We start from the raw sequence: 26,790 nt of genomic DNA on the forward strand, positions 1-26,790 counted from the left end.
GCTTTATTGCATTGCATTTGTAATAGTGATGATCCTGTCCAGCAAAGATGCTTTGGCCTCCTTCACCAGCTCATCGTTTGTTTTGCCCTTTTGTTTTTCGTCAATAACCTGTTTTAACAGGCTGCTGCCGTTCAGTGCTTTATCGGTTGTAAAGAACTTACTTATTGATGCCGGTTCTGTATAGAATTTATGTATAGCATCAATAATCTTGTAGCCCCTTACCTGCGTAATGGTTTTAAGATAGTCATCGGACAGCTGGTTGTAAGCTTTCAGCGCATCCGTCATTTCATCATCTGTAATAATGATCTGTGATACGGTATCTATTTCAAGCAGAATGCCTTCATCCGGCCCTTCCTCCAGTCCCTGCTCGTCAAATATTTTTTGCTTCATTGACGAGCGGTAGGTTTCCAGCTCTTTTTCTTTATCCCAGTTCTTACTTTCTGTTTTTAATTCCTTAATGGCTGTTATTATGATGTCGGCTACATCTTTCACCAGCGCCTCCTTCTCCTTATTCACCGCTTCCACTTCCTTCTTCGCATTCTCAAACTTTTGTTCCGCCGCATCCATCTTCTTCTTTGCTTCGGCCTTTTCCTCCGGTGTTTGCGCGGTATCATACGCCTTCTTTGCCTCATCATACGCCTGCTTGGCTTCCACCAGGTTATCGGCTGCCTGGTCTATACGCTCCTTCAGCTCGTCCGGCAGCTCTTCCTCAGCCATTTTCTTGATCTCTTCTGTCAGCTCTTTTATAGCCAGGTAATCTGCATCAATCGCCAAATGCGCCAGGTCGTTGATCACGCTTGCAAAATCGCCGAATGCCTGCGCCACGGTATCTACGTTCACTACCTGTGTTTCCAGCGGATCAAAGGTGCTCATGATCACGCCGCCTATCAGCTGCCGGTCGGTGTTCACCTGTATATTATCAAACTTCACCTTCAGGCGGTTGTAGCCCAGGAATGGAATGGTGATATAACCGTAGCCGGTAAACGAACCGGCGCCGCGTACCTGCAGCAGCCGTACGGGAAAGTCGCCGGCCATGATCTGGTCATCGGGCTGCAGCTCCTGTATGGGTGTTTGGTTGGCCAGCTTAATATCGGGCAGCAGGCCGCAGTTCTTGCTGGCGGCCGTGTCGCGCGATGGTACGGTAAAGCCGTGCAGGTCGCCCAGGGTATTGTTGCCCAGCGTGCAGGAGCCGCCTACCCGGTACTCGTATTTGCGGCCGGGCACCGCGTCATAAATGGTGGCTGTTGTACTGGTGGTTTTTACGTTAAACCATGCTGCATTGTCCTTACCCTGCTCCCGGTATTCCACCAGGTACTCGAACATTTTAGGCTGCGGCATCCAGGTAATGGTAATGCGGCCGTCCTGCACAGTGGCGGCAGGCTGCTGCGGGGGATCGCAGTCTTCCTGCAGCGTGAAGTAAAATATCTCCGTATAGCCGTTATTGGTAAAAACGTCAAATTCGTCCAGGCCCTGTTTGGCTTTGGCGCGTATGCGCCAGGCATAGCGCTTGCCGGGCAGCAGCGGCGGTTCCGAAGGACCGTATAGCAGCGTGGTGCTGTTGGTAGTGGTTTGGTACAGGGGCGGGGCAGTGCCAAAAGCTGCTTCGGGCAGCACGCCGGTGTCCCATATCTCTACCAGGGTAAACTCGTATTCGGTTTGGAAAGCGGCATTGGGGCTGCCCATATGCCGGGGCGTCCAGTTAAAAATGATGTTCAGCGGGTCACGGAACGATACGGCTTCTCCCTTGCGGGGCAGGTTTAGCAGCGGCGGCTCGCTGGTGCTGATCCATACCGGCGGTGCGCAGCCCAGCTTATCATTGCTTACCAGCTGCCCGCTGTTCAGCTCCACCACCTCCACGCAAAAAGTATAAAAACCGTCCGGCAGCTTGCCGTTCTGCTGCAGCTGTGTGCGCGGTATGCCGGACACCTCCATGTTATCAATATTAAAATACGGCGCCAGGTCGTTCAGGGATAGCTGCACCGGTATGCCTGCTTCCAGCGATATTACCGGGTAGCTGCCGTAGTCGCGGTTGCGCAGGGCTACTGTGGTGCCTTTGATATTCAGCCGCAGCCGCACCTGCAGCACGGGCTTTTGCAGGTCGGTGTTCAGCAGCGTTACGATCATCCTTGCCTGCGAGCCGGTGTACAGGTTGCTGAGCTGTGCCGAAACCGGCTGCAGCGTTTGCACCTGCACGCGCACGGGGTACTGCTGCGCCGCCAACGGCTGGCGAAGGATGAACAGTAGTAGTATACTGACTGCTATTTGGATAAAGCGTGTAGCTGTCACCGTATCTTATTTAATGATTATTGACTGATGATGATCTTCCTGATCGCATTACCCAAAGGCGTTTCCAGCAGCAGCAGGTAGGTACCGGCTGTTATATTCAGCTGGTAGCTGATATTGAACTGCACCGCCGCGCTTTCCTTGCGGTCGTTCACCAATTGGTTGCTGATAATGTTGAACAGGCGTAAACGTATATCTGCCGCCTTATCCAGCGTAATGCGCACATTAAACTGCCCGGTGCTGGGATTGGGCAGCACCTCAAAGCCCCGGATGAACGGCTCCTGTGCGCCGCCGGGCTGTGGAAACGACTGTTTTTCCAGCACCGCAATATCCTTGCTGTATAGCATTTCACAGTCGCCGGTGCGGCTGCGCAGCTGTATGCGGTACACGCCTGTGTCTGCAAAACGCAGCTCGGCCAGCAGCGGTGTGCTTTGCAGCACAGTAACATTTTGATTGGAAGGAATGATCCACTCTACTTTTTCCGGCAGGGGACTGCTGATGTTCACCAGGGAAACATCATCATTGCGGAACACCTGTGTGGCGGCTACGAACTCCGCGGAAATATCCACCTTGTTCTGCTGTATGTGAATGGTGTCGCTGCCTTTACAGCCTTTACCGTCGGTAACATTTACCCAGTAGCTGCCGGTTGCGCTCAGCGTTACCTGCGGCGTGGCGGCCTGCAGTCCTGTGCCGCCCCATATGTACGTTGCCTGCGGATCGCCGATGCCGGCGTTTGCCAGCCAGGTTTGCCCGTTGCACAGCGTTCTGTCAGCGCCCAGCTGTACCTGCAGCGGAGCAGGATCGGGCAGGTTAAAGGTTTGTATGCGTTTGCAGTTATTGGCGTCCAGTATGGTAATGGTGTATTTGCCGGCGCACAGGTTTTCCAGCGCAGTACCGGCAGCCCCCGTGCTCCACTGGTAACGGTAGGGTGGCACGCCGCCGCTGATGGCGGTTTTAATATAGCCGTCGCAGTAACCATGGCAGGTGGGCGCTTTAATGTCTGCGTCTATTACAATGCCGCCAGGTATAAAAATGTCCACATTGTTCTGTGTTTCACAGCTGTGCGCATCTTTTACAAACAGCAGGTAGTTGCCTTCGTTCAGGTTGCGGATGGTGCTGGTGGTATCGCCGGTGGTCCATTCATAATGGAAAGGCGCCGTGCCGCCGCTCACCAGGGCTGTTATGCTGCCATCCTGCCCGGACGAGCAGGTTACCGGTGTGGCATTCAGGGCAATGGCCAGCTTGCCGGGTTCGGCCAGGTAAAAGGTGTCTGAGCTGCAGGTAATGCGATTGTAGTCTGTTACCTGCACCAGGTACCTGCCCGTGGGCATGCCGGTGATAATGCTGTCTGTTTGCGGAATGGGCTGCAGGCCGCCGTTTACTATCTTAAACCAGCGGTACTGGTAAGGCAGGCCGTTGGCCAGCGGTATGCCGCCGGTGGCGTGCGCCACCAGCTGCCCGTCACTGTCGCCTTTACAGGATATGTAACGTTTTTCGGCGATCACTGCTTTTAACAGCGGCGGTTCATGCAGGGTATTGGCTACAGATACATAGCAGCCGCTGGTGCTGTTATTGGTGCAAATGCTGAACTGTGCATCCTTTACCTGCAGGGTATAGGCGCCGTCGCCGGCGTTCTGCAGCGTTGTAACGTACCCGTTAGGTGTTACCTGCGCTGAGTGGTTGCCGAGCACCTGGTTATTGCTATTCAGCCATTGCACGTTATAGCTGCCATCGGCATTGGGCGTGCCGCCGGTTAAGGTAATGGCAATGCTGCCGTCTGTATACGTATAGGCGCTGGGGTTGATGGTAGTTACATCTGCAACGGTCAACGGCGCAGCGGGCTGCGTAATGGTGGCTGAAGGCTGCTGTGTGCAGCCATGCCCGTCAACCAGCAGCAGGTGGTAATCACCGGCCGGCTGGTCCGGTATGTCCGGCGTAGCGGCGCTGTTGCTCCATGACCAGGAGTAGGGCAGTGTGCCGCCGGTAACCGTTGATTTTACAAAACCGTCGTTGCCGCCGTTACAGCTTACTGCGCGTGATGTGAGCTGTACCTGTAACAGGTCCGGCTCCGCAAGCAGTATGGGGGCCGACTCTTTGGTAATACCGTTCCAGTCGGTAATGATCACCTTATAGGTGCCTGCAGCAAGGCCGCGGGCGGTGTCGGTCGTTTGGCCGATGGCGTTATACACCGCGCCATTGGCCTTGTACCATTCAAACCGGTATGGCAGCGGGCCGCTGATGGGTACACCGCCGCTGGCGGTAGCCGCCAGCACGCCATCAGCATCGCCGTGGCACGAAACATAATGCTGTTCCGCAACACTCAGCACCAATGCCGGCGGCTCTGTTAACGTAAAGGTGCCGGTTACCGTGCAGCCCTGCATATCGGGGCCAGCGCCGGTGTAATTGGCGTCTGTTACGGTAATGGTGTAAGCGCCTGCGCCCAGGTTGGACAGCAGCGTTTCATAGCCGCCGCTCACTGCCTGTTCCGTATGCGTGGTAAGTACAGTGCCATCGGATTTTTGCCAGGTAATGTTATAGGCGCCGCCCGGCAACGGTGTGCCGCCGTTCAGCAGCACTTTAATGCTGCCGTCTGTATACCCGTAGGCCCTGGGATAAGTGAGCACGGGCGTTACAATACGCAGGGGCGCTGCGGGCTGGTTTACAAAAGCTATATCTGTTTTCATACAGCTGTGGTAATCCGTAACAGTAAGCGTGTAAGCGCCGGTTGGCAGGCCGCTGAGGCCAGATGCCTGCGTGCCTGTATTCCAGTTATACTGGTAAGCCGGCGTACCGCCTGTTATAACCGTGCTGATAGCGCCGTTGCTGCCGTCGTAGCAGCTTGCAGGCGTTGCGGTAAAATATATCTGCAGCGGATCAGGATCAACCAGGTTGATAATGTCCGAGAGCTTTTCTATGTTATTGGCATCCGTAACTTTTACCTGGTACTGTCCGGCTGTTAACCCGGTGGCTGTTGTGCCGGTTTGCCCAATGGCTGTAAGCGTGCCGCCTGCCAGCTGGTACCACTCATAGGTGTAGTACGGCGCGGCTGTTTTGGGCTTGCCGCCTGTGGCCGTGGCCTGCAGGGTGCCGTTGGCATCACCGTTACAACGTATACTGTCTGTGATCACGGCCGATACTTCCAGCAGGGGCGGTTGCGTAACCAATACCGTAGCGGTGGCGGTGCAACCTGCCGTGCTGCCGGTGGCGCCTGCATACCCCGCGTCTGTTACGGTAAGGGTATAGGTATCTGCGCCCAGGTTACCGGCCAGCGTTTGGTAGCCGCTGCCGTTAGGGCCGTTCACGGCCGGTACTATGGCGCCGTTTGCCTTTTTCCATTGTATGTTATAGGAGCCGTCGGGATTGGGCGTGCCGCCGGTTACCAGGGCGGTAATGCTGCCATTCGTATAACCGAAGGCGGTAGGCTCCTGCGTACCGGTAATATTTACGGTAAGCGGGGTTGCCGGTTGCGTAAGCGATACGGTAATCACCTTTTCTGTACCATCGGCATTCTTCGCATAACAGTTGTTGCGGTCCCGCACATTCAGGTAATAGTTGCCTGCTGTAAGACCAGGCAGGGTAACTATACCGGCGCCGTTAAAAGACAATGACCTTGGCGTAGGATCCGCATCGCTTTTATACCACAGCACATAGCCGCCGGAACCACCGCCTGCATTTACCGTGATGGCCCCGTCGTTGCCGTTGTAACAGCTAATGTGCCGCTTGTTGGCTTCTGTAACGCTAAAGCTCACCGGCGCGGCGGGCGCCGTAATGGTAAACGATGCCCGGTGCTGCGGCGTACTGGCTACCGTGGAAGTAAAAACGTCGGGATATTTACCCTGCAAAGTAATATTGTACGTGCCTGGCGGCAATACCGCCGGCCAGGTAACGCTGTTATCCGCATCCAGGGCGGTAAGGCTGTACATACCGTCTGTCCATCCCGGCTGTGCGGGATTGGTCATGAAAATGCTCAGCTGCTCATTGGGTTTTAAGGCCCGTTCAAAGTTAAGTTTTACGCTGCCGTTGTTATCGCCCGCGCACAGTATATTCATGGGCGTTACCGTGGTTATACGGGGTGAGGTAAGCCGTGAGCTGAGCGTAACCACGTCTGAATATCTTTCCGCCCCGTAACAGGCGTTGTAGCGTATGCGGAAGTAGATATTGTGCCCCAGCACATTGTCCACATTACTGCCAAACAGGTCGTTGGCAGAAAAGCTGGTGCTTTGGCCGGTTAGCAGCGCAGGCGGAAAGTCGGTCCACACAAGCTGGTTCTGCGCATTCATTAACCCGTACTGCCAGGTGTATACCGATGAGGGAAAACCCGTTGTGGCCGCGAGCGTTATTTTGCTGTCGGACGGCAGCTCGGTAACGCCGCCTACCCGGGTAATGGCTATGGACTGGGGATAGATGTTCACCCGCATCCAGCTGGCCCAGTTGGGAATTTTGCCCTCGGTATACTCGTAATAGCAGGTAGTGTAGCTGGAGGGAATGGTATATTCCCGGTTATCGTCATTGCCTTTACATTTCAGCACGTTTTTCCATTCCCGCGTGCCATACACCGTCATCTTCTGCAGTGTGCGGTTAGCGGCAAAGCTGGCGGTGTGGGAATAAAATTTATGCCCGGTGCCAATAGGGTTGAGGTCCTGGTAAGCAATGGTTTGCCGGGTGGTGGAGCCGGCATAGGTGAAATAGATGTCGTACTTGTTGGTACACTTGCCGCTGTTGTTGTCCACACCATCCCATATCTCCACATCTATTTTTACCTCATAGTAGCCCAGGCTTTGCGCCAGGGCCGGCAGGGTAAACAATATGGCCAGCAAAAGGCCGCTGGCAATGCGTAAAATTGTTTTCATACTCAGTACATTACATCAATGGTTTTAAAGGCGCCTTGCGCGCCGTTCCTTAATATTGCTTTTATGCTGTACACATAAGTGGTGTTTACATTAACCTGGCTGTCGGTGATCCGTTTGGGTTTTCCGTTGCTGATCTTCCACAGGGTTACGGCGCCGCCTTTCTCTCCTTTATACAGGTGGTATTCCAGCACATTATCCAGGTTATCGGACCAGGACAGCTCTATATAGCGCTGCTCCCGGTTTACCATTGCATGCAGCGCCCGTATGACGATAGTGCTGTTGTTGGGAGGAATGGTTACCGTAACCGGTTGTGTGGGTTTGGACTCCAGTCCGCTGCTGTCCCTGGCCAGTACCAGGTAGGCATAGGTGTTGCCGGGTGCGGCCGTACGGTCTGCATAAAAATCCGCCGGCGTGTTAAAGGTGGCAATGGCCTGCCATTTTTCCTGCGTGGTATCTATATGCCGGCGGTACAGCAGGTGCATGGCCACATCCGCATCGCGGCTGGGTACCCATTTCAGGTTCACTACGCCGTTGGCTACCTTATAATCTGAAAAAACGGGAGCGGAGGGCGGTATCACATCGGGCTTTTTTATTTCAAGTATGGCCGAGAAGCGCGACTGGTTATAACGTTTATCCAGCGCCGTTACTGCATAGTACAAGCGGCTGTTCAGCGATTGAACGGCCACTGAGTCGCGGAAGGTATGGCCGCTGTACACAGAGTCAACCAGGGGCGACAGCTCATCTGCCAGCTGGTGTGCGCGGAATACCTTATAGCCCAGCAAGTCTGTTTCTTTATTGGCCTGCCAGGTAAGGGTTACCACACCGTTGCTGTCGATGGTGCCTGCCAGCCCTGCAGGCGGTTCGGGCGGTATGGAGTCCACCGGCTGCACCAGCACGGGGAAAGAGGTGGATGGTTCGCCTTCTTTGGCAATGGCTGTAATGGTAAAGTAGTTGGTGGGGCGCAGCTTATTGTATGATACCGCACGTTGTGCCGGTGCAATATTATCCACTGCCACGGTAAAAGGGCCGTCTGCCGTAGGGCCCTGGTTCAGCCGGAAGCCTTTGATCAGCGGGTTGCCCGCTTCCTCAAACTCCCAGGTGAGCTCCATAACACCCTTTTCATCCACCGCGCTGGAGCGGATGTTGGGCACATAGGCCAGCAGGCTGCGGCCCTTACCGGTTGCGGTATCGGAAGGCGGGCCGGTTTCATTGAAAGCGGATATACCCCTGATACGGTAGTAATAGATGGTATTGTTATCCTTTAAAGAATCGATAAAGTACATGCGGGGGGATGCACGTTTCTTCTTTTCATTGAAGTTGGTGACCGGCAGCGCTGTTGCGCGCTCAAAGGTTTTACCGTCTGTAGAACGCTCCACTATCCAGGAGCTGTAGTAGTTTTTAAGCAGGCTGTAATCCCAGCTTAATATCACATGCCGGTTGCTGAATATAGCGCCCAGGTCGCGCGGCCTGGGCAGCGCCTGGTAGCTGCTCATGCCAATGAACACGCCGGCCGAGTCGAGGCGCAGCCGCTGCGGGGGCACTAAAGCATGCAGGCGGTACAGGTATTTTTCATTGGCCTGCGCGGTATTATCTTCCCAGGCCCATCCGGCCATTTTAGCGGCTTCAAAACTGTTATCCGCGGCGTACATAGAGAGGGCAAAGCGCTGCTCCTGCTCCTGCGACTGGTTAATGATGCGGGCAATGCCGCTGTTGTCGCCTGCGCTTACCTCAAAATCTTTTCCATACAGGGCCTGCGCTATAACAGCCGCATAGCTGTCGTGCTGCACAATGTTTTCCCAGGCGGGCAGGGGCTGCGGCTTTAACGGCAGGGCCGAGAGCTTTTTTAATTCCGGCTGCTGCAGCAATTTCCCGTCACGCACCACAGTGTAGCGGAGCAGCTCAAAGCCGTACTGGTTGGCCAGCTTCCAGGCAACAGCCGTGTTCACGGACCAGCGCAGCAAAATGCCCCTGCTTTTGCTTACAGTGGCAATTACCTTTATCCTGGACGTATCTTTCCGCTGCGCCCGGGCAGATGAAAGCACGCCCGGCAGCATTATGCACAGCAGCGCCAGGATGGTAACATGTGCTGTTTTTTGTATATAACGACAAGGCATATATGTTATCTGATAGGGTTTAGGTATTCAAAAACAGTACTGGTGCCTTTGTCGCCGCCGGGCAGCAGGTACTGGTATTCCACCTTGTATTTGCCGTAACGGATAAACGGATAGTGGCCGATAATCAGCCCCGCATACCGGTTTTGCTCCGGCGTGCCCAGGAAGCGGTTCACCACCTGGTATTGCAGGTCGGTAAAGTCCTGCTTGTAATAGATGGGCAGGTTATACACATATGGCAACATTGATTTGGACCAGCCGCTTACCGCTCCGCCGGCGCTTTCCGCCAGGTAGGCGCTGAGTATGCTGATGGCCTTGCGCGGCACAATGCCCAACGTATCGGTATCGCGGTAGCTGATGGTTATATCCTGGTGAATGGGATATTCCTTATACAGTACAGGTTCAATGTCGTTGGTGAAGTATACATCGTCTGTAATGGCAGTGGCGTTCACCAGCGGCTGGTAAGCGGTGTAGGCGTTGCCGGTAAGCTCGGGTATGTCAAAGTCTTCATGCTCGCCTACTTCGGCGCGCAGGTCTATTACATCGTCCAGCAAATAACCGGCTATGCTGCGCTGCGTGTTAATAGCCTGCATTTTGGCGGCAAAGGTGTTGTATTTGCTGGTTTTAAAGTTATAGCCCAGCAGTGATTTGGTTACATCGCCCCGGCTTACGTTGCTGGCCTTGTTGGCTTTTACCGTGTAGTCGCCGTCTTCCCCGTTATCCTGTTTGGCATAGCTTACAATGGCGTTTGTACCTGCGTTGCCGCCGGGCGGTATGGCAATTACATCAAACGTGTATTTATTATTGTTCTGCAGCGCAGGCAGGGTAAAGTCAATGCGCTGGTTTATGCTGTCGTACTGCATTTGCTGTGTGGCAAATACCGCGCCGTTGCTGGCAAAGTTCAGCTGGTAGCGCCAGCGCGGATCAAACAGGTAGCTCTGGCCGCGTTGCAGCACCACGTAGCCGCGGGGTATTTCATCTTTAAACAGGTTGCGCTGTTCTACTACGGGGTAGCAGTAAGCAATGTTTTCCAGCGGAATAAAATCCGGCGCTGTGCCGGTGGTAAATGATACTACTTTTTCTTCTTCGCTCTTTTGCCCGTTCATGTATAGCGTTTGCCAGGCGCCGTTCTGCAGCTCCTCAAACGTTACTTTTACAGCGGCTTTCAGCGCATGCTTCGTGGGCAGCACCTCTTTGGAGTAAAAAGTAACCGCGTCATTATTGGCGTTCCATTCCAGGCGGCCTGGTATGGGTTGCCCGTTATCTGTTACGGTAAACGACTCCAGCCTGGCGCGGTAGGTTTTAACGCCGTTATCATCCTCTACATCAAAGGTTTGGCCTATGCGCATATTAAACGCGGCCTGCGGCGCGGTAAACACGTCTACCTCACCGGAGTTGTCGGCCGGCGTAAGGTCGGCAATCATCTTCACGTCAATGGGGCTGTTGGTGCCGGTCACGATCTCGCATTCATCGCCAATGGTTACTTTCATGCGCATGTTACCGCTTACCAGGCCGCCCAGTATTTTAAACTTCACCGCCATGTACCCCCTGAGCCAGGTGGGGTTGGGCAGTTTGGCCTGCATAAGCACGGCAGCTGCGCCGGATATAATCGGGAAGCGGCCTTTAATAAAGGCCAGGTTCACCTTTACGCCTACTTCGCCCTGCAGGTACACATAGGCCTGCCCGTTAGCATACCAGCCGTCAATACCTATCTTATCTGTTTTGCCCACGCAGTGCGCATCGCCGTAATCCTTGAGCATAATGTCAAAGCCTACGCCGCATTTGAAGTTGGCGTACAGTATCAGGAAAGTAATGTCGCCGGTTTCCACTGTGAGGTTGGCGCCGAATGCAAAGCCGCGCCCATCGCCCAGGGCATTGAGGTCGCGCATGTAATCCAGCTCGCTCAGCTCCATGCCCAGTATGTCGGCCACCTCCTGCGGGGGCGGGGGAGAGCCGGGTATTTTGTCGCCCACCATAATGTAGGCGCCGGTTTTGATGGCAATGCTGCCCAGGGCAAACTTAACGCCTAAACGATTGGTGGGCGTGCCCATATAAAAATACCACTCGCCCGGCGCAACATGAATTTCGGCCCACCCCGCGCGGTTGCCGCTGGCTGTACCGGCTATAATGCCGCCGGCTACGTTCAGGTACACATCAAAGTTGGCATGGAACGTAGATTGCGTAAAGTCGTACTGCATGCCTACATAGGCAGAGAGGCCGCTTTCGCCGGTCTTATAATCGTTGCCGGCAAGGCTTTCGGCGGCAGCAGACGGGTTGCTGACCTTTAAGCTTTGCAGCTTTTCACCCACGCCGCCCAGCTTACTGATGGCGCCCTGTTCTGCGGCTTCCAGCTTGCTGAACTGTTTGCTCATGTAGTCGCCCATATTGCCGGCTACATTGGGCAGCACACCCAGTATTTTGGCATAGCCGTAAAAGCCTACGAAGTTAACGCCGCCGCTTTTGTTAAAAGCTACCTCAAACGACACTTCGCCGTTTACCACCTCTTTTTTTACAATGTTAAACAGCACTGCGGCCTTTATACCCAGGCCGGTGTTCTCATCCGGCACATAATTCACGCCCGTGGGGGAGGCCAGCATATCAACGCCCTGTTTTTTCATATGGTAGTATGCGCCGCCGCCAAAACCCTGTATATTAATGGGTGGCACCAGCGGAATGCCCAGGCCCAGGTCGGCCTTCGCATCTACATACCAGTAGCGGTAATCCTTGCTGCCAAACATGGCGCGGGCTTCTATCTTCACTTTGCCGTCCATAAAATCAGCCCCTACCATGCCGCTGATGGCATTGCCGTACACAGGGTCATCGTCATATATCTTAATGCGGCCTTCAATTTTCAGCTGGCTGGAGATCTTTGCGTTAACGGCAATTTCATCGAGCTTCAGCTTATCGAATTTCCAGGTTTGTATGCCTTCTTTCTCATCAAATTTGCCTACCAGCGAAATTTTGGTGTCGCCGCCAAAGTGCTGCTCCATGAGGTTAATGCGAATGCCAAATGTGAGCGAAGCTTCACCGTTCTGCGCCCGCAGCGCTATTTCATTGATAGAAACCGGGAAGTTTGATACGGTGTTATTATTCGTATAGCCAAAGTAAGAGGCGGTTAAATAAGGCGGGTTGGTTTCCAGGTGCAGGTTTTTGAACACAATGCCCTTGAAGGTGGCAATGGGTTTACCATCGTCGCCTTTAGTGGTGGCCGATATGCCCAAAGTGCCGTGCAGCATGGCTTCGGGCTGAAAGCGTCCGTCGGCCAGCTTTAGCTGCACCCAGGAGTTAGGCTCCAGCGTGCATTTGGCCTGCCATACGCTGAAGCTCATTTCATTGAGGGTGCTGAGCTTGAGGATGTACTCGTTATCTGCTGTAATAACAGCGGTATAGCCCAGCGGATCTTTGGCTACCGGCAAACCTACCATACCGCTGAAACCCGCGCCTGTCAGGTGGTTGGCCTCCAGGTCAATGTTAAAGCGGTCTACGGTAAACTTCCAGCCGGAGGCCGTGCCGTCGGGCAGTATGTTGTTGGCAAAGAACGAGCCGGTAAGACCGTTGTTGTCAATGATCATGTGCTGCGCGCCAAAGCTTACCCGCTGGCCCGGCTGTTCCCTTTTTGCAAATTGTTTGGGCAGTATTACCTCCAGGTCCTCTACATACACACCGCGCCAGGTATTGGGATTATCGGCCGGCATGTAGCGCTGCTCATAGCCGGCAGGATAAACAATGTCAGGCGTGTTGCGGATGTCGCTGGCGTCAAATACGGCCTTGCCTATATGAAAACCAACGCCTTTGAGGGGCGCTATTTCAAAAGCCGGAAGGCTCAGGCTTACCAGTATATCATTCCAGTCGGCCACCACGGTTTTAAAGGCGGCTTTTACCTGCGCGTTGGGATTTTCATCGCGCTCCCCGTCTGCTTTTAAGGGCACCAGCATGGTGCGGGGAAAAACCACTTCCGCAGAAAGGCCCAGCTCCTTAAAGCCGTTACAGTCCATGGTTACATAGGTAAGGTCAAGCCCCTGGCCGGTTTCCATGTTCATGCCGCCTTTGAGTATCAATGCGGCGGCGCCTCCGTTTATTCGTATAGGTATGTCGCCCAGCAGCACCAGCTTTGCATCGCCCAGGATGCCGCCGTTGTAGGAGAGCTTAATGCCTTTAATGCCAAAGAATATTTCATGCGGCTCCTGCGGTATTTCCAGCTTGGCGTATACTGTAAGCTCTGCATAGGTAGGGTAAAAAGTGGCGTTGCTAACGGCAATTTTCACCGTGGTATTATTCACCTTGCGGTAAAGCCCTATGGGCAGCACATTCAGATCGTCGGGCGAAAGGGAGGTGGTGTACCGGTTTTCCTTGTCCATTTGCAGAAACGCTGCTTTGGCCTGTTCACGGTAAGGGTTGGCGCTGTCGGCGCCGTAGGCGGCCTGCAAGTATTCCTCGGTAAACAGCCCTTCGGCCGGTGCAGGAACAGTGCCGGCCAGCAGCTGCCGGTCTATTTCCGGGAAGCTGCGCGTTGCTGTAAAAGCGTTTTCCACGGCCAGCGGCGTAACAGCAGGTGCAGGTGTTTTAAGAGAGTCTGTATTGCCGGCTATGGCAGGCAGCCGCCAGCCAAATGAAAGTATGGCTAACAGTGTAACAATGCGGCAATAAAATTTACGCAGGTAAAAGTTTACCATAGGCCATAGGATATAGGGTATGATGAGGGAGGGGTTTTCATCCAGTTAACAAGAAACAATACTACGTTTTCTCCCCCGGACATTACCGGTTTTCTATTGTGAATCTCCGCAATATTACAATATTTAATTAATTGTGAAAAATAATTATTTGTTGCGGGACAGTGAATAATTAAGGATAAATAATTAAGAATAGGGGTGATGTTATTATGAGGCAGTGGATGTGAATCCCCCCGTTTGTTGATAAGTTTCTTGTCAACTTGTCAGGAAAATCGTATTTTTAAGTAAATTCTTTTTTATGAAAACAATGAGTGTGGGCGAATTTAAAGCCAATTTTTCTGAAGCCCTCAGGCAGGTACTTGCGGGAGATGAAATTGGTATATTGTACGGTAAGAAAAAAGAAATTGTAGCCAAACTGGTACCCAAAAACGCAGGTAAGAAACCCAAAAGAAAACTCGGAGTGCTGGAGGAAAAGGCCAGGATAAAGTTTGGAAAGGATTTTAAAATGACTGAAGAGGAATTTATCGGCTCATGAATTACCTGCTCGATACGCACTATTTACTTTGGGCTGTTGCTGATACAAAAAAAATACCTGCACGGATTAAGGATATTCTTACGAATCCAGAAAACAATATAATAGTCAGCACTATCAGTTTTTGGGAAGTTTCACTGAAAAGCGCATTGGGCAAGCTGGAAATTACAGGTTTTTCACCGGAAGATTTACCGGATGCCTGCCAGCAGATGGGCTTTAATATTGAACCGCTGTCCGCCCGGGATAGCAGTACCTATCATCAGCTAAAAGCTGCCTATCACAAAGATCCTTTTGACCGTATGTTGATCTGGCAGGCTATCAGAAACGGTTATACGTTTATCAGCTCAGACAGGAACGTGAAAAAATATGTGTCTGAAGGATTGAAGGTTTTGAAATAACCGATAATAAAAGGGCGATGGTGCTTCAAAGCTCCCATCGCCCTTTTTATTATTAATTATTCATTCTTCATGATTAATTATTATAAAAATCCTGCAGCTGCCCGGCCAGCTGGTCGTATATAGGGCGGGTAAACAGCATGAATAATTCCTGCGGCGGCGGCGGCGCTGCATCCACTCCGCCGATCAGGCGTTTATCTTCATCGCTCAGGGCTCTTTCGTCGCCTTTGAAAGTGCCTACCTGGTTTACCCAGGTATAGCTGCCGGGAATACGGTTCTGGCGCAGCACCTGGTTATTGGCTACATCGGTGATGCGGTAGTCGAGCAGGCCCCTTGACACCACTGTTTTCTTCACTACATAAATGGTGGCCTTTACAGTAGTATAGCGCTTAATTTCCTTGCCGCTGGTGTCTTTCAGCGGGCGATCCTCTATTTCGCGGCTAACATCCCGGGAAGAGCGGTCTATATACGTTTGTCCTACTTCAAAATCATAGAACTGCATTTCCAGGTATTGATCGGGCGCCGGCTGATCATTACGGGCAAGCTTTTCATCGCTGAATTTTACAAAAAAGTTGATGTTGCGTTGCTGCAGGTTACGCACCAGCGCATCGCGGAACTGGTCTGCGCTGAACTGGAAGTATGGGCTGCGCACTGCTATCTGGCTAATCATTACATTCACCATGCCCTGCTGGTAGGCTTCGTCCATTTTCTGCTTTGCATCGCGGTAGTTGTTCACCAGCTTAAGGGTAGCGGCAAATTCGTTATAGGCATCGCGGGCGCTGGGTTTATCGCCGCGGTTCAGCAGCTCCATACCGCGGTCGTACCGTACTTCAGCGGCATTTTCCTGCGCGCCGGTAATGGCGCTGCGGTAGTCCCTGGGCTGCACTACTTTTTGCGCGGCAGGGGAGGCGTGTATAATATCGTATAGGTGTTGCAGTGAGCGGTATTCATTTCGTACATATTCCCATTTCAGCGGGTTGTCCGACGCCAGGTAGCCGTTTACTTTGTCTTCATGCGCTGCTTTGGACTGTTCGTATGCCTTAGGCAGCAGGTCCAGTGCTACGGCGTCGTTCGGCTTTTTCTGCAGCTTTTTTACAAAGGCGGCTACTGCATCGTCATAACGGCCTTTGTTGTAGAGTTTTTCGCCCGATTTACAGGAAGATATAAGGAATAACAGGATAGCGGCCACAAAAAGGCCTGGATAGTTACGCATGCGGTGGTGTTTATAATTTGCAGCTCCGGTTTTTTATTTCACATAACGCCGGATCTCTCTTTCTGTTTCTCTTTGTTTGATGCTTTCCCGTTTGTCGTGCAGTTTTTTACCTTTACCCAGGCCGATTTCCATTTTGGCCAGTCCCTTTTCCGAGATAAAGATACGCAGGGGTACAATTGTATAACCACGTTCTTTCAGCTTGTTCTCCATTTTGCGCAGCTCCCGTTTAGTGCACAGCAGCTTGCGCTCCCGCAACGGATCGTGGTTGGCATAGGTACCGTGGGAGTAAATAGCTATGTGCAGGCTTTTTACATACAGCTCTCCCTTGGAAAAGTAACAGAAGGCATCGTTAAAGCTCACCTTACCGGCCCGGATAGATTTAATTTCTGTTCCGGTCAATACAATGCCGGCAATAAATTTATCCTCTATTGCATATTCAAAATAAGCCGATCTGTTCTTTAATTCTGCCATTGTTAATGCTGTCGTTTAACGCTACACGTTAAACGCCGGGCGGAATGCTAAACCCTGTAAGGCCAAAGCATACCGCCCTTTAATTATTAATTCGTAATTGCTAATTCTTAAACAGCTCCAGCACTTTGGCCAGCTGTTGTTTTAATTCCTTCCGGTCTATGATAAAGTCCAGGAAGCCGTGCTCCAGCAGGAACTCTGCACTCTGGAAACCTTCCGGCAGGTCTTTTTTGATGGTTTCTTTAATTACACGGGGGCCGGCAAAACCTATCAGGGCGCCCGGCTCCGCAATATTCAGATCGCCCAGCATGGCATAGGAAGCGGTTACGCCGCCGGTAGTGGGGTCTGTCATCAGCGAAATATACGGCAGCCGCGCATTGGCCAGCTGTGTAAGCTTGGCCGATGTTTTGGCCATCTGCATCAGTGAAAAGGCGCTTTCCATCATGCGGGCGCCGCCGGATTTGGAAATGATCATCAGCGGCGTTTTGTGCGCAATGCAATGATCAATAGACCGTGCTATTTTTTCACCTACCACAGAGCCCATAGAGCCGCCTATGAAGGCAAAATCCATACAGGCCACCACCAGGTCGTTACCCAATATCCTGCCTGCGCCTACCCGCATGGCATCTTTAAGGCCGGAGCGCTTCTGCGCTTCCTTTAACCGTTCCCCGTAAGGCTTCAGATCCTGGAACCCCAGCATATCCTTGGGGTAGATGTTGGAAAAAAGCTCTTCGTACTGGTTATTATCAAAAATGATTTCAAAATATTCCGCCGAGTTAATGCGGTTGTGGTAATTGCATTTGTCGCAAACGTAGTAATGCTCCCGCAGATCTTTTACAGTGGTGGTTTTTTTACAATTAGGACATTTATGCCATAATCCGTCCGGCGCTTCCTTCTTTTCACTGGTAGTGGTTGAGATGCCCTGTTTAATGCGTTTAAACCAGCTAGACATATTTTTCTGTTAGGTTAAAAAATAGTGGTGCAAGATACGAATTAAATTCACATGCACTTTTGTAGTTCACAAAACTACAAGAAAAGAAACTGGTTACCAATAGCTTACTGCATAAAATTATATATTTTCTTTATTTAATAGGATAGGGCATGGGCCGGCCAGCCAGGGACCTAAAAGAAAAGGTGAAAAGCGCCGGGTTACCCTTCACTTTTCACCTTTAAAAGCAGCACCGGCGGGCATTGCGCCTCCGGGCGGCTCCCTGCTGTTAAGCGTTCCTGTTAATGCAGTTCAGGTCTGCAAACGCTTCTTCCAGGCGTTTTACAAAGGTTTCTTCGCCTTTGCGCAGCCATACGCGGGGATCGTAGTATTTTTTATTCGGCTTGTCTGCGCCTTCCGGGTTGCCCAGCTGTGACTGCAGGTAGCCTTTCTTAGCTTCGTAGTAGTCGTGTACGCCTTCCCAGAATGCCCATTGCATATCGGTATCAAGGTTCATTTTAATAACGCCGTAACCCAGGGTTTCGGCAATCTGGTGCTTGGGAGAGCCTGAACCGCCGTGGAACACGTAGTAAACGGGCTTGGCAGCGGTTTTATATTTTTCCTGGATAAAATCCTGGCTGTTCTTCAGTATCTCGGGACGCAGCTCCACGTTGCCAGGCGTGTACACGCCGTGCACATTCCCAAAAGCTGCTGCCACGGTAAAGCGGGGGCCTACCTGGCTCAGGGTTTCGTAGGCAAAAGCTACATCTTCCGGCTGGGTGTATAATTTTGCATTGTCCACGCCGGAGTTATCTACCCCGTCTTCCTCACCACCGGTTACGCCCAGCTCAATTTCTATGGACATACCCAGCTTGTTCATACGCTCAAAGTATTTTTTGGAGATCTCTATATTCTCGTGGATGGGCTCTTCAGACAGGTCCAGCATATGGGAGCTGTACAGGGGCTGGCCGGTTTGTTTCTTGAAAGCTTCGCCCGCATCCAGCAGCCCGTCTATCCAGGGCAGCCATTTTTTAGCAGCATGGTCTGTATGCAATACTACCGGTACACCGTAATATTTGGCTACTTCATGTACGTGTTTGGCGCCGGAAACGCCGCCGGCAATGTTAGCCTGCAATTTGTCATTCGGCATGCCCTTACCTGCAAAGAACTGCGCACCGCCGTTAGAGAACTGGATAATTACCGGTGAATTCACCTTGGCGGCGGTTTCCAGTACTGCGTTCACTGAGTTGGTGCCTACCACGTTCACGGCTGGCATTGCAAATGCATTGTCCTTAGCATCTTTATAAAGCGCTTCCAGCTCTTCGCCGAATAACACGCCGGCTCTGTATTTTCCCATATTTTTTGATTGTTTACAGTTTTCGGAGGGCAAATATAACGTGAAAAAGCAGAAAGTAAAATGTTTGGGGCAGAATGCTGAACGCCCAGGCAGCAGGCGGCGCGGAGAACGCCCGGCGCCATGCATGCTGCATTAGGGCGCCGAAGACAGGGCAGCAGGTGAAAGCGGAAAGCCAAAAGTATCAGCGGTAGGGCGGAAGGGGAAGGCTGACCGCCTGATGTCAAATGCACCCGGCATTTCGGCAACCGGCATCGGTGTTGTGCTTGGGCTGTTGGCTTTCTGCTTTGCGCGTCTGGGCCTGCGTGAAAAAGCCGCAGGCAGATGCCTGCAAGGCTTTTTCTCTTGGCTGGTCGTCCTTAGGAAATGGGTTAGCTTACGGTTAAAGTATTTCCGCTGATTGCAATTGTCATTTTCGTGAGCGGGTTGGTGGCAGGGCCGGTTTGCACCGCGCCGGTAGTGGTATAACGGCTGCCATGGCCACAGGGAGCATTACACTCAATCAGGTTGGAGCTGCTGTTAAAGGTAGCTACGGTGCAGCCCTGGTGCGTACAGGTGCTGGACAGGGCTGCAAAGGAAGAGGCGGTATTGCCTGCTGCAATACGGATCAGGATTACCCCGCCGCCAATTTTAAAACTGCCGGTGTTCAGCAGCTCCGAGCCCAGGTCGGCGGTAAGCTTGGCATTGTTGCCGCCACCGCCGCCGTTTCCCGGATCAGGCGCGTCTGAGGAGCTTTTGGAACAGGCAGCCAGCCCCCCGGCGCACGCCAGCGCCAGCACCATACTAAGATTGCTTACAAAGTCCCTTCTTTCCATTGGTCGTAGGTTTAATGAAAGATTAAAAACGTGAATTAAACAGGAATTAAAAGTGTTGATGTATTATGATTACGGGAAGCGATTAAAAAGGGTTGCCTGTGAGGTGGTATGTTTTGCGAAGGTGTATTGCCGCATGTAAATAGCCTGTAACTGGTGTGCTGCCTACGTACAATTGCTGTATAATCAGGGGGTAACTGCGGCGCAACTGCTATTAAAAGCGTATGATACCCGTAGTAAAAGCGTTCGCCATTGCAGGTAAAAGCGTATAAAAAGGGGAGTAAAAGCGTTCAGCCGTTTATTGAGCATGCACTATCTATCTTAAATAATACGGCCATCATCCCGGAGAAGGTTGCTGCTACAATCCGTTGCGGCGGCAAATGTTTATTGAATGCCCTGCAGCAGCGCTTTGAAATAACCCGGCGCCTTCAGCAGGCGGCTGCCGTACCACGAGAACATTTCCCCGTCAACCAGCCGTACCTGCGCGTTGGGCAGCACGGCCTGTATTTCCGCTATATGCTTTTCCTTAAAAGGATAGGGTTCTGAAGAAAGCAGTATCAGCTGCTTTTCTGCCGGCACTGCCTCAAAAATAACCGGCAGCTTTTCCAGGGGCGCCTCCGGGTACCGGGGCGTACCGCCCAGCACATTGGTAAACCCGCACAGCGATAGCATGTGATGTATAAAAGTATCGCCGCCCGCTGCCATCCAGGGGTTGCGCCATATGAAATAAGCTGCGTGCAGGTCCGTTCGCGGCAGGGTTATACGCAGGTTATCAAAGGCTTCGCGGATGGTGTTGCGCAATGCCTGCGCCTTTTCTGCACGTTCTGTGATCTCGCCCACGGCTGTGATCATCTGTAATGCCGCATCCAGGGTTTGAATATCGCTGGTCCATACCGGGAACGCAGCCTGCAGTGCCGTGATCTGCTCCTGCTGGTTTTCTTCCTTGTTAGCCAGCACCAGGTCGGGCTGTAAGGCATGTATCTTTTCCAGGTCAAGGGTTTTAGTGCCGCCAACGCGGGTTTTACTGCGAAACCATTTTTCCGGGCGTATGCAAAATTTGGTAATGCCCACCACCTCTTCATCCAGCCCCAGGTGAAACAGCAGCTCTGTTTGCGACGGCACTACCGACACAATGCGCCGCGGCCTTGAAGGAATCCGTACTTCGTATTGTAGCTGATCTTTAATCTGCAGCATTCCATTCTTAATTATTCATTCTTCATTATTAATTAAACTCAGCTGCCCAGCGCCTGTATAACATCATACTTGGTTACAATGTGGTAGCTGCCGCTGTCGTCTTTGGTGAGCACAGCTCCGTTCTCTTTATTAATATACACGGCCAGCTTTTCAATGGGCGTGTCCATGCTTACTTCGGGGAAAGCGTGCTGCATCACCTCTTTTACCGGCGCATCTTTCAGGTGCACATTGTCCATCAGCTTGTTAAACAGCCCGCCTTCGGATATGGCGCCTATTACTTCGCTGTTATGCAGCACCGGTATGTGCTCGATCTCAAACTTTTTCATTTTAGCAATGGCGTCGCTTACTTTTTCCTCTGCGGTAATAGTTACCAGGGGCAGGTTGCGGCGGGCGTTCACTACATCTTTCACCGTTTTTACATCCAGGAAACCGCGTTCCATCATCCATTGGTCGTTATAAACTTTGCCCACGTAGCGGCTGCCATGGTCATGAAATACCACTACCACCAGGTCGGAAGGCTTCAGCTGCGCTTTCAGCTGCAGCAGGCCCGCAATGGCCGATCCGGCGGAGTAACCTACAAAAATGCCTTCTTCCTTGGCTATACGCCGCGCCATTACCGCGCCATCCTTATCTGTTACTTTTTCAAAATGGTCAATGTACTGCATATCGTAGTTCTGCGGCACAAAGTCCTCCCCGATACCTTCGGTAATGTAAGGGTACACCTCACTCATATCTATTTCACCGGTTTCATGGAACTTTTTAAGCAGCGAGCCGTAGCTGTCAATAGCCCACACCTTAATGGCCGGGTTCTTTTCTTTCAGGAACTGGCCGGTGCCGGTTACCGTGCCGCCGGTGCCGGTAGCTACTACCAGGTGGGTGATCTTGCCGTCTGTTTGCTCCCATATTTCCGGCCCGGTTTGCTCATAATGCGCATCCCGGTTGGCCAGGTTATCATATTGGTTTACATAAAAAGCGTTGGGTACTTCTTTGGCCAGCCGCCGCGCTACGGAGTAGTAAGAGCGCGGATCATCCGGCTCCACGTTGGTAGGGCATACAATTACTTCTGCGCCCACGGCTTTAAGAATGTCTATTTTTTCTTTGGACTGCTTATCGGTAGTGGTGAAAATGCATTTATAGCCTTTTATAACAGCAGCCAGCGCCAGGCCCATACCGGTATTGCCGGAGGTGCCTTCTATAATGGTGCCGCCGGGTTTTAACAGGCCCTGCTGCTCTGCTACCTCCACCATTTTCACGGCCATGCGGTCCTTAATGGAGTTGCCGGGGTTAAAAAACTCCACCTTGGCCAGCACAGGACAGGGCAGGGCGGCGGTTACGCGGTTTAGTTTTACTAACGGGGTATGACCAATTGTTTCCAGTATGTTGTTACAAAATTGCATAGCATGTTATTATGTTGTAGCGAAAATAAGGGAAAAAATCCGGGCAGGAATGAGGGGAGCCGCGCATTAAACAACAATCATCCGTTATCTTTGCGCGTTATGAGTAACCGCATATTCATTACAGGTATAGGCACAGGGGTGGGAAAAACCGTTACCGCGGCCTGTGTTACACAAGCCCTGAAGGCTGATTACTGGAAGCCTGTACAAACGGGTTTAACAGAAGGCACCGACACCGATACCGTGCGTTCGCTGCTGTCCAATGCTACTTCCATATGCCATAAAGAGGTATATTGTTTGCGCGAACCTGCATCGCCCCACCTGGCTGCCAGGATGGAAAAGGTGCATATTAAAATGGAGCCCATCCTGCAGCAGGCAAACCTGGTGCAGCCGCAGGGCCGCCCGCTGGTAATAGAAGGCGCGGGCGGTTTAATGGTGCCGCTGAATGAGAGCGTGTTTATGCTGGATCTTATACAGCAGCTGCAGGCCAGTGTGATTATTGTATCGCAGAACTACCTGGGCAGCATTAATCACAGCCTGCTTACTGCGCGTGTGCTGCAGGCGGCCGGCGTGCCCGTATTGGGCTGGATATTCAATGGCCCGCACCATAGCAATGAAGAAGACATTGTCCGCTGGAGCGGCTATCCCAAACTGGGCCGTATTGCACATGCCACTGCCATAGATGCCAGCTTTATTGCCCTGCAGGCCAAACAGCTCATTCATCTGAAATGATCAATCACTTTGCTTGTTCACCAAAACGGACATACGAAAACAATTCCTGGAACGCCGGCTGAACATGCCGGAAACAGAAGCCGCGGCGCTAAACCAGCAGCTGGCCTTTAACTGCCGGCAGCTAAACCTTGCGGGTATACGCCGTACGCACATTTTCCTGCCCATTGCGGAAAAAAAAGAGGTCAACACCTGGCCCATCATCGAATGGATGCGGCAGGCTTACCCCGCCATGGAGTGGGTGCTGGGCAGGGCTAACCTGGGTACCTCCGCTATGGAGCATTTCCTGTGGGATGCCCATACCACCCTGGTGAAAAGCCGCTATGGCATTCCGGAGCCTCATGGCGGCGTGCCGGTAAACCCCGATACGCTTGACCTGGTATTTGTGCCCATGCTGGCCTTTGACCGTACCGGCCACCGCGTAGGCTACGGCAAAGGCATGTACGACCGCTTTCTGAAGCAATGCCGGCCCGGTGTACGCACCGTTGGCCTGTCGCTTTTTGAGCCGGTAGAAGCAATTACAGATGCCGGCAGCCACGATATACCGCTGCAAACTGTTGTTACCCCTGTTACTATCCATCAATTCACTTAAACATGAAGAAAGCGCTGGAATACCTGAAATTATTACTATACCCCTTTTCCATGCTATACGGCCTGGTAATGTGGGTACGGAACCGCCTATACGATGCCGGCACCCTTACTGCTGTAAGCTTTGACATACCTACCATTGCCGTGGGCAACCTGTCGGTAGGCGGCACCGGCAAAACCCCGCATGTAGAGTACCTGATACGGCTTTTAAAAGACCTTTTTGTAGTGGCCACGCTAAGCCGGGGCTACAACCGCCGCTCCCGGGGCTATCAGCTGGCCGATGAGCACAGCACCGCCGCCCAGCTGGGCGATGAGCCCATGCAGTTCCATCAAAAGTTCCCGGACATCAGTGTATGCGTGGGAGAGGAGCGCATGCTGGCCATTCCGCAGCTGCTGGGCGAAAAGCCGGAAACACAGGTAATACTGCTGGACGATGCCTTTCAGCACCGCTCCATTAAGCCCGGCTTCAACATCCTGGTTACGGAATATAACCGCCCTTTTACCCGCGACCATGTAGTGCCCTTTGGCCGCCTGCGCGAAGGCCGTAAAGGTTATGAGCGGGCCAGCTGCATTATTGTGTCTAAATGCCCGCCCGGTCTGCCGGAAGCGGAAAAACAGGCCCTGCAGCGCGAAATAAATCCCCTGCCGCACCAGCGCGTGTATTTTACCAGCCTGCAGTACGCACAACCATACGATATGCTTACCGGCGTGCCCGTGTCCATACCCGCCGCGGCCACCCTGCTGCTCGTATGCGGCATTGCCCGCCCCGCGCCGCTGGTAGCACATTTAAAAGCGCATTATAACGATGTGTTCCTGCTGCCTTTTCCCGACCATTACTACTACAGCAACAACGACCTGGAAAAGATGAGCAAAGAGCTGAAAGACTTGCCGGGAGCCGAAAAATGGGTGGTAACCACCGAAAAGGATGCCGTGCGACTGCACCTGCTGGAGCCCCGCTTACAGGAGCTTGGCCTGCATATTGCCGTAGTGCCGGTGGAAATATCTTTCCTGTTTGGGGAAGGGAATTCATTTAATAATTATATTTTTGATTATATAGCCGGGGCCGGGACATCATATATTAGAACTTAACGGGACATGAGATGAGTAAAAAGAAAAAACAAAAAAAAGGCAATAATAACAGTCCAAAGAAAACATTTCGCGGGCTGGTGGAAGTAACACGTTCGGGAATGGCCTTTGTAGTGGTAGAAGGATTAACGAAAGATATACTGGTAAAACAGAAAAACCTGAACACCGCGCTGGATGGCGACGAAGTGCTGCTGGAAGTGCTGAAAGAGCACGCCAAAGGCAACGGCCGCATGGAAGGCGTGGTAACGGATATACTTAAACGAAAGAAAACAGAATTTACAGGCACCCTGCAGGTAAACAAAGGCTTTGCCTTCCTGGTGCCGGAACGGGGCGCTTTTGTACCCGATATTTACATACCCGCCAACTCCCTGGGCGAAGCAAAAACGGGCGACAAAGCCGTGGTGCGCATTGTAGCCTGGGGCGAGAAAACCCGCAAGCCCGTAGGTGAAATAGTGGAAATACTGGATGCCAGCGACACCAACGACCTGGCCATGAAGGAAATACTGGTGGAAAGCGGCTTTCCCCTGGCCTTCCCGGATGAGGTGGCCGCCGAGCTGGAGCACCTGAAAGAGAAAATAACGACTGCGGAAGTACGGAAAAGAAAGGATTTCCGCAAACACCTCACCTTTACAATAGACCCCCTGGATGCAAAGGATTTTGACGACGCCATCTCCGTTCGCAAGCTGCGGGGCGGCTATTACGAAATAGGCGTGCACATTGCCGACGTAAGCCATTATGTGCTGCCCGATACGGCGCTGGACAAAGAAGCCGATAAACGCGCCACCTCTGTATACCTGCCCGACCGCGTGCTGCCCATGCTGCCGGAAAAAATATCCAACGAGCTGTGCTCCCTGCGGCCGCATGAAGATAAGCTTACCTTTTCTGCCGTTTTCCAGATGAATGAAAAAGGAGAGATCAAGCAGCACTGGCTGGGCCGCACGGTTATACACTCCGACCACCGCTTTGTTTACGAAGAGGTGCAGGAAATTATTGAAGGCCGCAGCGACGGTCCGCATAAGGATGAGGTGCTGCTGCTGAACAGGATAGCCCGTATTTTACGTAAGAGCCGCTTTGATGAAGGCGCCATTAATTTCTCCTCCCAGGAGGTGCGCTTTCAGCTGGACCCCCAGGGCAAACCTATTGGCATTATCGTAAAGGAAAGTAAGGAAGCCCACCAGCTGATAGAGGAATTTATGCTGCTGGCCAACCGCACGGTAGCGGAGTACGTGTCCAGGATAAAGGTGAATAAGCAGCCGGTGCCTTTCCCTTACCGTGTGCACGATACGCCGGATGAGGAAAAGCTGCAGGTGTTTTCCGTATTTGCCCGCAAGTTCGGCCACAAGTTTGACCTGGATAACCCCGACAGTATTGCCCGCTCCTTTAATAAAATGCTGCAGCTGGCCAAAGGCAAGCCCGAGCAGCACGTGCTGGAAACCATCGGCATCCGAACGATGGCCAAAGCCGTGTACACAACAGATAATATCGGGCACTACGGGTTAGGATTTGAAGACTACTGCCACTTTACCTCGCCTATACGCCGCTACCCCGATATACTGGCCCACCGCGTGCTGGCGCAATGCCTGGCCAACGATATTCACCCGGACAAGTACATGGAAAAGAAGTGCCGCCACAGCTCCGAAATGGAACGCAAGGCCATGGAAGCAGAGCGCGCCGCCAACAAGTATAAGCAGGTAGAATATATGCAGCAGTTTGTTGGCGATACCTTTGACGGGGTGATCAGCGGTGTGGCGCATTTTGGTTTTTGGGTAGAAACCATTGATACCAAATGCGAAGGCCTGGTGAGCATTCACAACCTCATGGCCCGCGATGAATTTAAGCACGATGAAGCAGAATATGCACTGGTGGGCCTGCATACCGGTGTTCGTTTCCGTATAGGCGACAAGGTGAAGATACGGGTGCTGGCCGCCAACCTCACCAAACGCCAGCTGGATTACGACCTGGTGGAAGACCTGGAAGCCGGCTCCAGACCCCGCAGCGCCGCCAAACCTAAGCGCGGCGGCAGGCAGCAGCAAACTGCTGCAGGTAAAAAGTCCGGGGCCCGATCCAAACCAAAGGCCAAAGCTAAAGCAGCCAATGCTGCCGCAGGCAAGCCGGCTAATACAAAAACACGGTCCGGGAAAAAAGAGCTTTAATCATCTACATCTTATTTCATACTTTATTTA

General features: G+C 52.4%; 17 protein-coding genes. 6 read left to right on the forward strand and 11 right to left on the reverse strand.

Translation table 11 applies throughout. The features are described 5' to 3' along the window. Positions 1-3: 3 nt before the first annotated feature. Genes VFS25_RS13240 through VFS25_RS13255 form a run of 4 tightly spaced genes read right to left on the reverse strand, consistent with a single transcriptional unit; the run spans position 4 to position 13,917 of the window. The gene (locus VFS25_RS13240) at positions 4-2,286 is read right to left on the reverse strand and encodes a fibronectin type III domain-containing protein (protein WP_326462629.1); all 2,283 of its coding nucleotides are present in this window, start codon (positions 2,284-2,286) and stop codon (positions 4-6) included. A gap of 17 nt (positions 2,287-2,303) precedes the next feature. Next, positions 2,304-7,133, reverse strand: a complete 4,830-nt coding sequence (locus tag VFS25_RS13245; protein ID WP_326462630.1) for a hypothetical protein — start codon at positions 7,131-7,133, stop codon at positions 2,304-2,306. A gap of 2 nt (positions 7,134-7,135) precedes the next feature. After that, positions 7,136-9,247: a hypothetical protein gene (locus VFS25_RS13250; RefSeq protein ID WP_326462631.1), complete on the reverse strand. Its 2,112-nt coding sequence runs from the start codon at positions 9,245-9,247 to the stop codon at positions 7,136-7,138. 5 nt (positions 9,248-9,252) lie between these two features. Beyond that, on the reverse strand, positions 9,253-13,917 hold the full coding sequence (locus VFS25_RS13255) for a hypothetical protein (RefSeq protein ID WP_326462632.1): 4,665 nt from the start codon (positions 13,915-13,917) through the stop codon (positions 9,253-9,255). A gap of 295 nt (positions 13,918-14,212) precedes the next feature. Between VFS25_RS13255 and VFS25_RS13260 the strand changes: the two genes are divergently transcribed. Continuing rightward, positions 14,213-14,449, forward strand: a complete 237-nt coding sequence (locus VFS25_RS13260; protein ID WP_326462633.1) for a hypothetical protein — start codon at positions 14,213-14,215, stop codon at positions 14,447-14,449. Continuing rightward, the gene (locus VFS25_RS13265; RefSeq protein ID WP_326462634.1) at positions 14,446-14,844 is read left to right on the forward strand and encodes a type II toxin-antitoxin system VapC family toxin; all 399 of its coding nucleotides are present in this window, start codon (positions 14,446-14,448) and stop codon (positions 14,842-14,844) included. Before VFS25_RS13260 ends, VFS25_RS13265 begins: the two co-directional genes overlap by 4 nt. A gap of 73 nt (positions 14,845-14,917) precedes the next feature. Here VFS25_RS13265 and VFS25_RS13270 read toward each other — a convergent pair whose 3' ends face one another. The 7 genes from VFS25_RS13270 to VFS25_RS13300 all read right to left on the reverse strand — a co-directional run bounded on the left by VFS25_RS13270 (position 14,918) and on the right by VFS25_RS13300 (position 22,207). Beyond that, positions 14,918-16,054: a hypothetical protein gene (locus VFS25_RS13270; RefSeq protein WP_326462635.1), complete on the reverse strand. Its 1,137-nt coding sequence runs from the start codon at positions 16,052-16,054 to the stop codon at positions 14,918-14,920. Positions 16,055-16,087: 33 nt separating this feature from the next. Next, positions 16,088-16,525, reverse strand: a complete 438-nt coding sequence (gene smpB / locus VFS25_RS13275; RefSeq protein WP_326462636.1) for an SsrA-binding protein — start codon at positions 16,523-16,525, stop codon at positions 16,088-16,090. Positions 16,526-16,625: 100 nt separating this feature from the next. Then, positions 16,626-17,474: an acetyl-CoA carboxylase, carboxyltransferase subunit beta gene (gene accD, locus VFS25_RS13280; RefSeq protein ID WP_326462637.1), complete on the reverse strand. Its 849-nt coding sequence runs from the start codon at positions 17,472-17,474 to the stop codon at positions 16,626-16,628. A gap of 265 nt (positions 17,475-17,739) precedes the next feature. Then, positions 17,740-18,807: a class II fructose-bisphosphate aldolase gene (fbaA, locus tag VFS25_RS13285; RefSeq protein ID WP_326462638.1), complete on the reverse strand. Its 1,068-nt coding sequence runs from the start codon at positions 18,805-18,807 to the stop codon at positions 17,740-17,742. A 368-nt stretch (positions 18,808-19,175) separates the two neighbouring features. Then, positions 19,176-19,619 (reverse strand): Rieske (2Fe-2S) protein, encoded by a 444-nt coding sequence (locus VFS25_RS13290; RefSeq protein WP_326462639.1) that lies wholly within the window; start codon positions 19,617-19,619, stop codon positions 19,176-19,178. A 381-nt stretch (positions 19,620-20,000) separates the two neighbouring features. Then, positions 20,001-20,810, reverse strand: coding sequence for a helical backbone metal receptor (locus VFS25_RS13295; protein ID WP_326462640.1), 810 nt, complete (start codon positions 20,808-20,810; stop codon positions 20,001-20,003). Positions 20,811-20,848: 38 nt separating this feature from the next. Next, complete coding sequence (locus VFS25_RS13300; RefSeq protein ID WP_326462641.1) at positions 20,849-22,207, reverse strand: pyridoxal-phosphate dependent enzyme; 1,359 nt, start codon at positions 22,205-22,207, stop codon at positions 20,849-20,851. A gap of 99 nt (positions 22,208-22,306) precedes the next feature. On the opposite strand from VFS25_RS13300, the gene bioD reads away from it, so the two are divergent. The 4 genes from bioD to rnr are packed head-to-tail and all read left to right on the forward strand — an operon-like array spanning position 22,307 to position 26,760. Then, a complete protein-coding gene (gene bioD / locus VFS25_RS13305; protein ID WP_326462642.1) occupies positions 22,307-22,936 on the forward strand; it encodes a dethiobiotin synthase in 630 nt (209 codons plus the stop codon). 13 nt (positions 22,937-22,949) lie between these two features. After that, positions 22,950-23,525, forward strand: a complete 576-nt coding sequence (locus VFS25_RS13310; protein WP_326462643.1) for a 5-formyltetrahydrofolate cyclo-ligase — start codon at positions 22,950-22,952, stop codon at positions 23,523-23,525. A 2-nt stretch (positions 23,526-23,527) separates the two neighbouring features. Continuing rightward, positions 23,528-24,610: a tetraacyldisaccharide 4'-kinase gene (gene lpxK, locus VFS25_RS13315; RefSeq protein WP_326462644.1), complete on the forward strand. Its 1,083-nt coding sequence runs from the start codon at positions 23,528-23,530 to the stop codon at positions 24,608-24,610. Positions 24,611-24,621: 11 nt separating this feature from the next. Continuing rightward, entirely contained in the window at positions 24,622-26,760 is a 2,139-nt protein-coding gene (rnr, locus tag VFS25_RS13320) for a ribonuclease R (protein WP_326462645.1), read from the forward strand. The last annotated feature ends 30 nt before the right edge of the window (positions 26,761-26,790 follow it).

Origin of the sequence: Chitinophaga sp., from assembly GCF_035761305.1 — a bacterium.
Classification (GTDB): domain Bacteria; phylum Bacteroidota; class Bacteroidia; order Chitinophagales; family Chitinophagaceae; genus Chitinophaga.

What these genes read in the sequence shown, in the direction of transcription:
- VFS25_RS13245 (WP_326462630.1), bottom strand. Translation starts at nt 7,133, where the DNA reads ATGAAAACAATTTTACGCATTGCCAGCGGCCTTTTGCTGGCCATATTG.
- VFS25_RS13250 (WP_326462631.1), bottom strand. Translation starts at nt 9,247, where the DNA reads ATGCCTTGTCGTTATATACAAAAAACAGCACATGTTACCATCCTGGCG.
- VFS25_RS13255 (WP_326462632.1), bottom strand. Translation starts at nt 13,917, where the DNA reads ATGGTAAACTTTTACCTGCGTAAATTTTATTGCCGCATTGTTACACTG.
- VFS25_RS13260 (WP_326462633.1), top strand. Translation starts at nt 14,213, where the DNA reads ATGAAAACAATGAGTGTGGGCGAATTTAAAGCCAATTTTTCTGAAGCC.
- VFS25_RS13265 (WP_326462634.1), top strand. Translation starts at nt 14,446, where the DNA reads ATGAATTACCTGCTCGATACGCACTATTTACTTTGGGCTGTTGCTGAT.
- VFS25_RS13270 (WP_326462635.1), bottom strand. Translation starts at nt 16,054, where the DNA reads ATGCGTAACTATCCAGGCCTTTTTGTGGCCGCTATCCTGTTATTCCTT.
- smpB (WP_326462636.1), bottom strand. Translation starts at nt 16,525, where the DNA reads ATGGCAGAATTAAAGAACAGATCGGCTTATTTTGAATATGCAATAGAG.
- accD (WP_326462637.1), bottom strand. Translation starts at nt 17,474, where the DNA reads ATGTCTAGCTGGTTTAAACGCATTAAACAGGGCATCTCAACCACTACC.
- fbaA (WP_326462638.1), bottom strand. Translation starts at nt 18,807, where the DNA reads ATGGGAAAATACAGAGCCGGCGTGTTATTCGGCGAAGAGCTGGAAGCG.
- VFS25_RS13290 (WP_326462639.1), bottom strand. Translation starts at nt 19,619, where the DNA reads ATGGAAAGAAGGGACTTTGTAAGCAATCTTAGTATGGTGCTGGCGCTG.
- VFS25_RS13295 (WP_326462640.1), bottom strand. Translation starts at nt 20,810, where the DNA reads ATGCTGCAGATTAAAGATCAGCTACAATACGAAGTACGGATTCCTTCA.
- VFS25_RS13300 (WP_326462641.1), bottom strand. Translation starts at nt 22,207, where the DNA reads ATGCAATTTTGTAACAACATACTGGAAACAATTGGTCATACCCCGTTA.
- bioD (WP_326462642.1), top strand. Translation starts at nt 22,307, where the DNA reads ATGAGTAACCGCATATTCATTACAGGTATAGGCACAGGGGTGGGAAAA.
- lpxK (WP_326462644.1), top strand. Translation starts at nt 23,528, where the DNA reads ATGAAGAAAGCGCTGGAATACCTGAAATTATTACTATACCCCTTTTCC.
- rnr (WP_326462645.1), top strand. Translation starts at nt 24,622, where the DNA reads ATGAGTAAAAAGAAAAAACAAAAAAAAGGCAATAATAACAGTCCAAAG.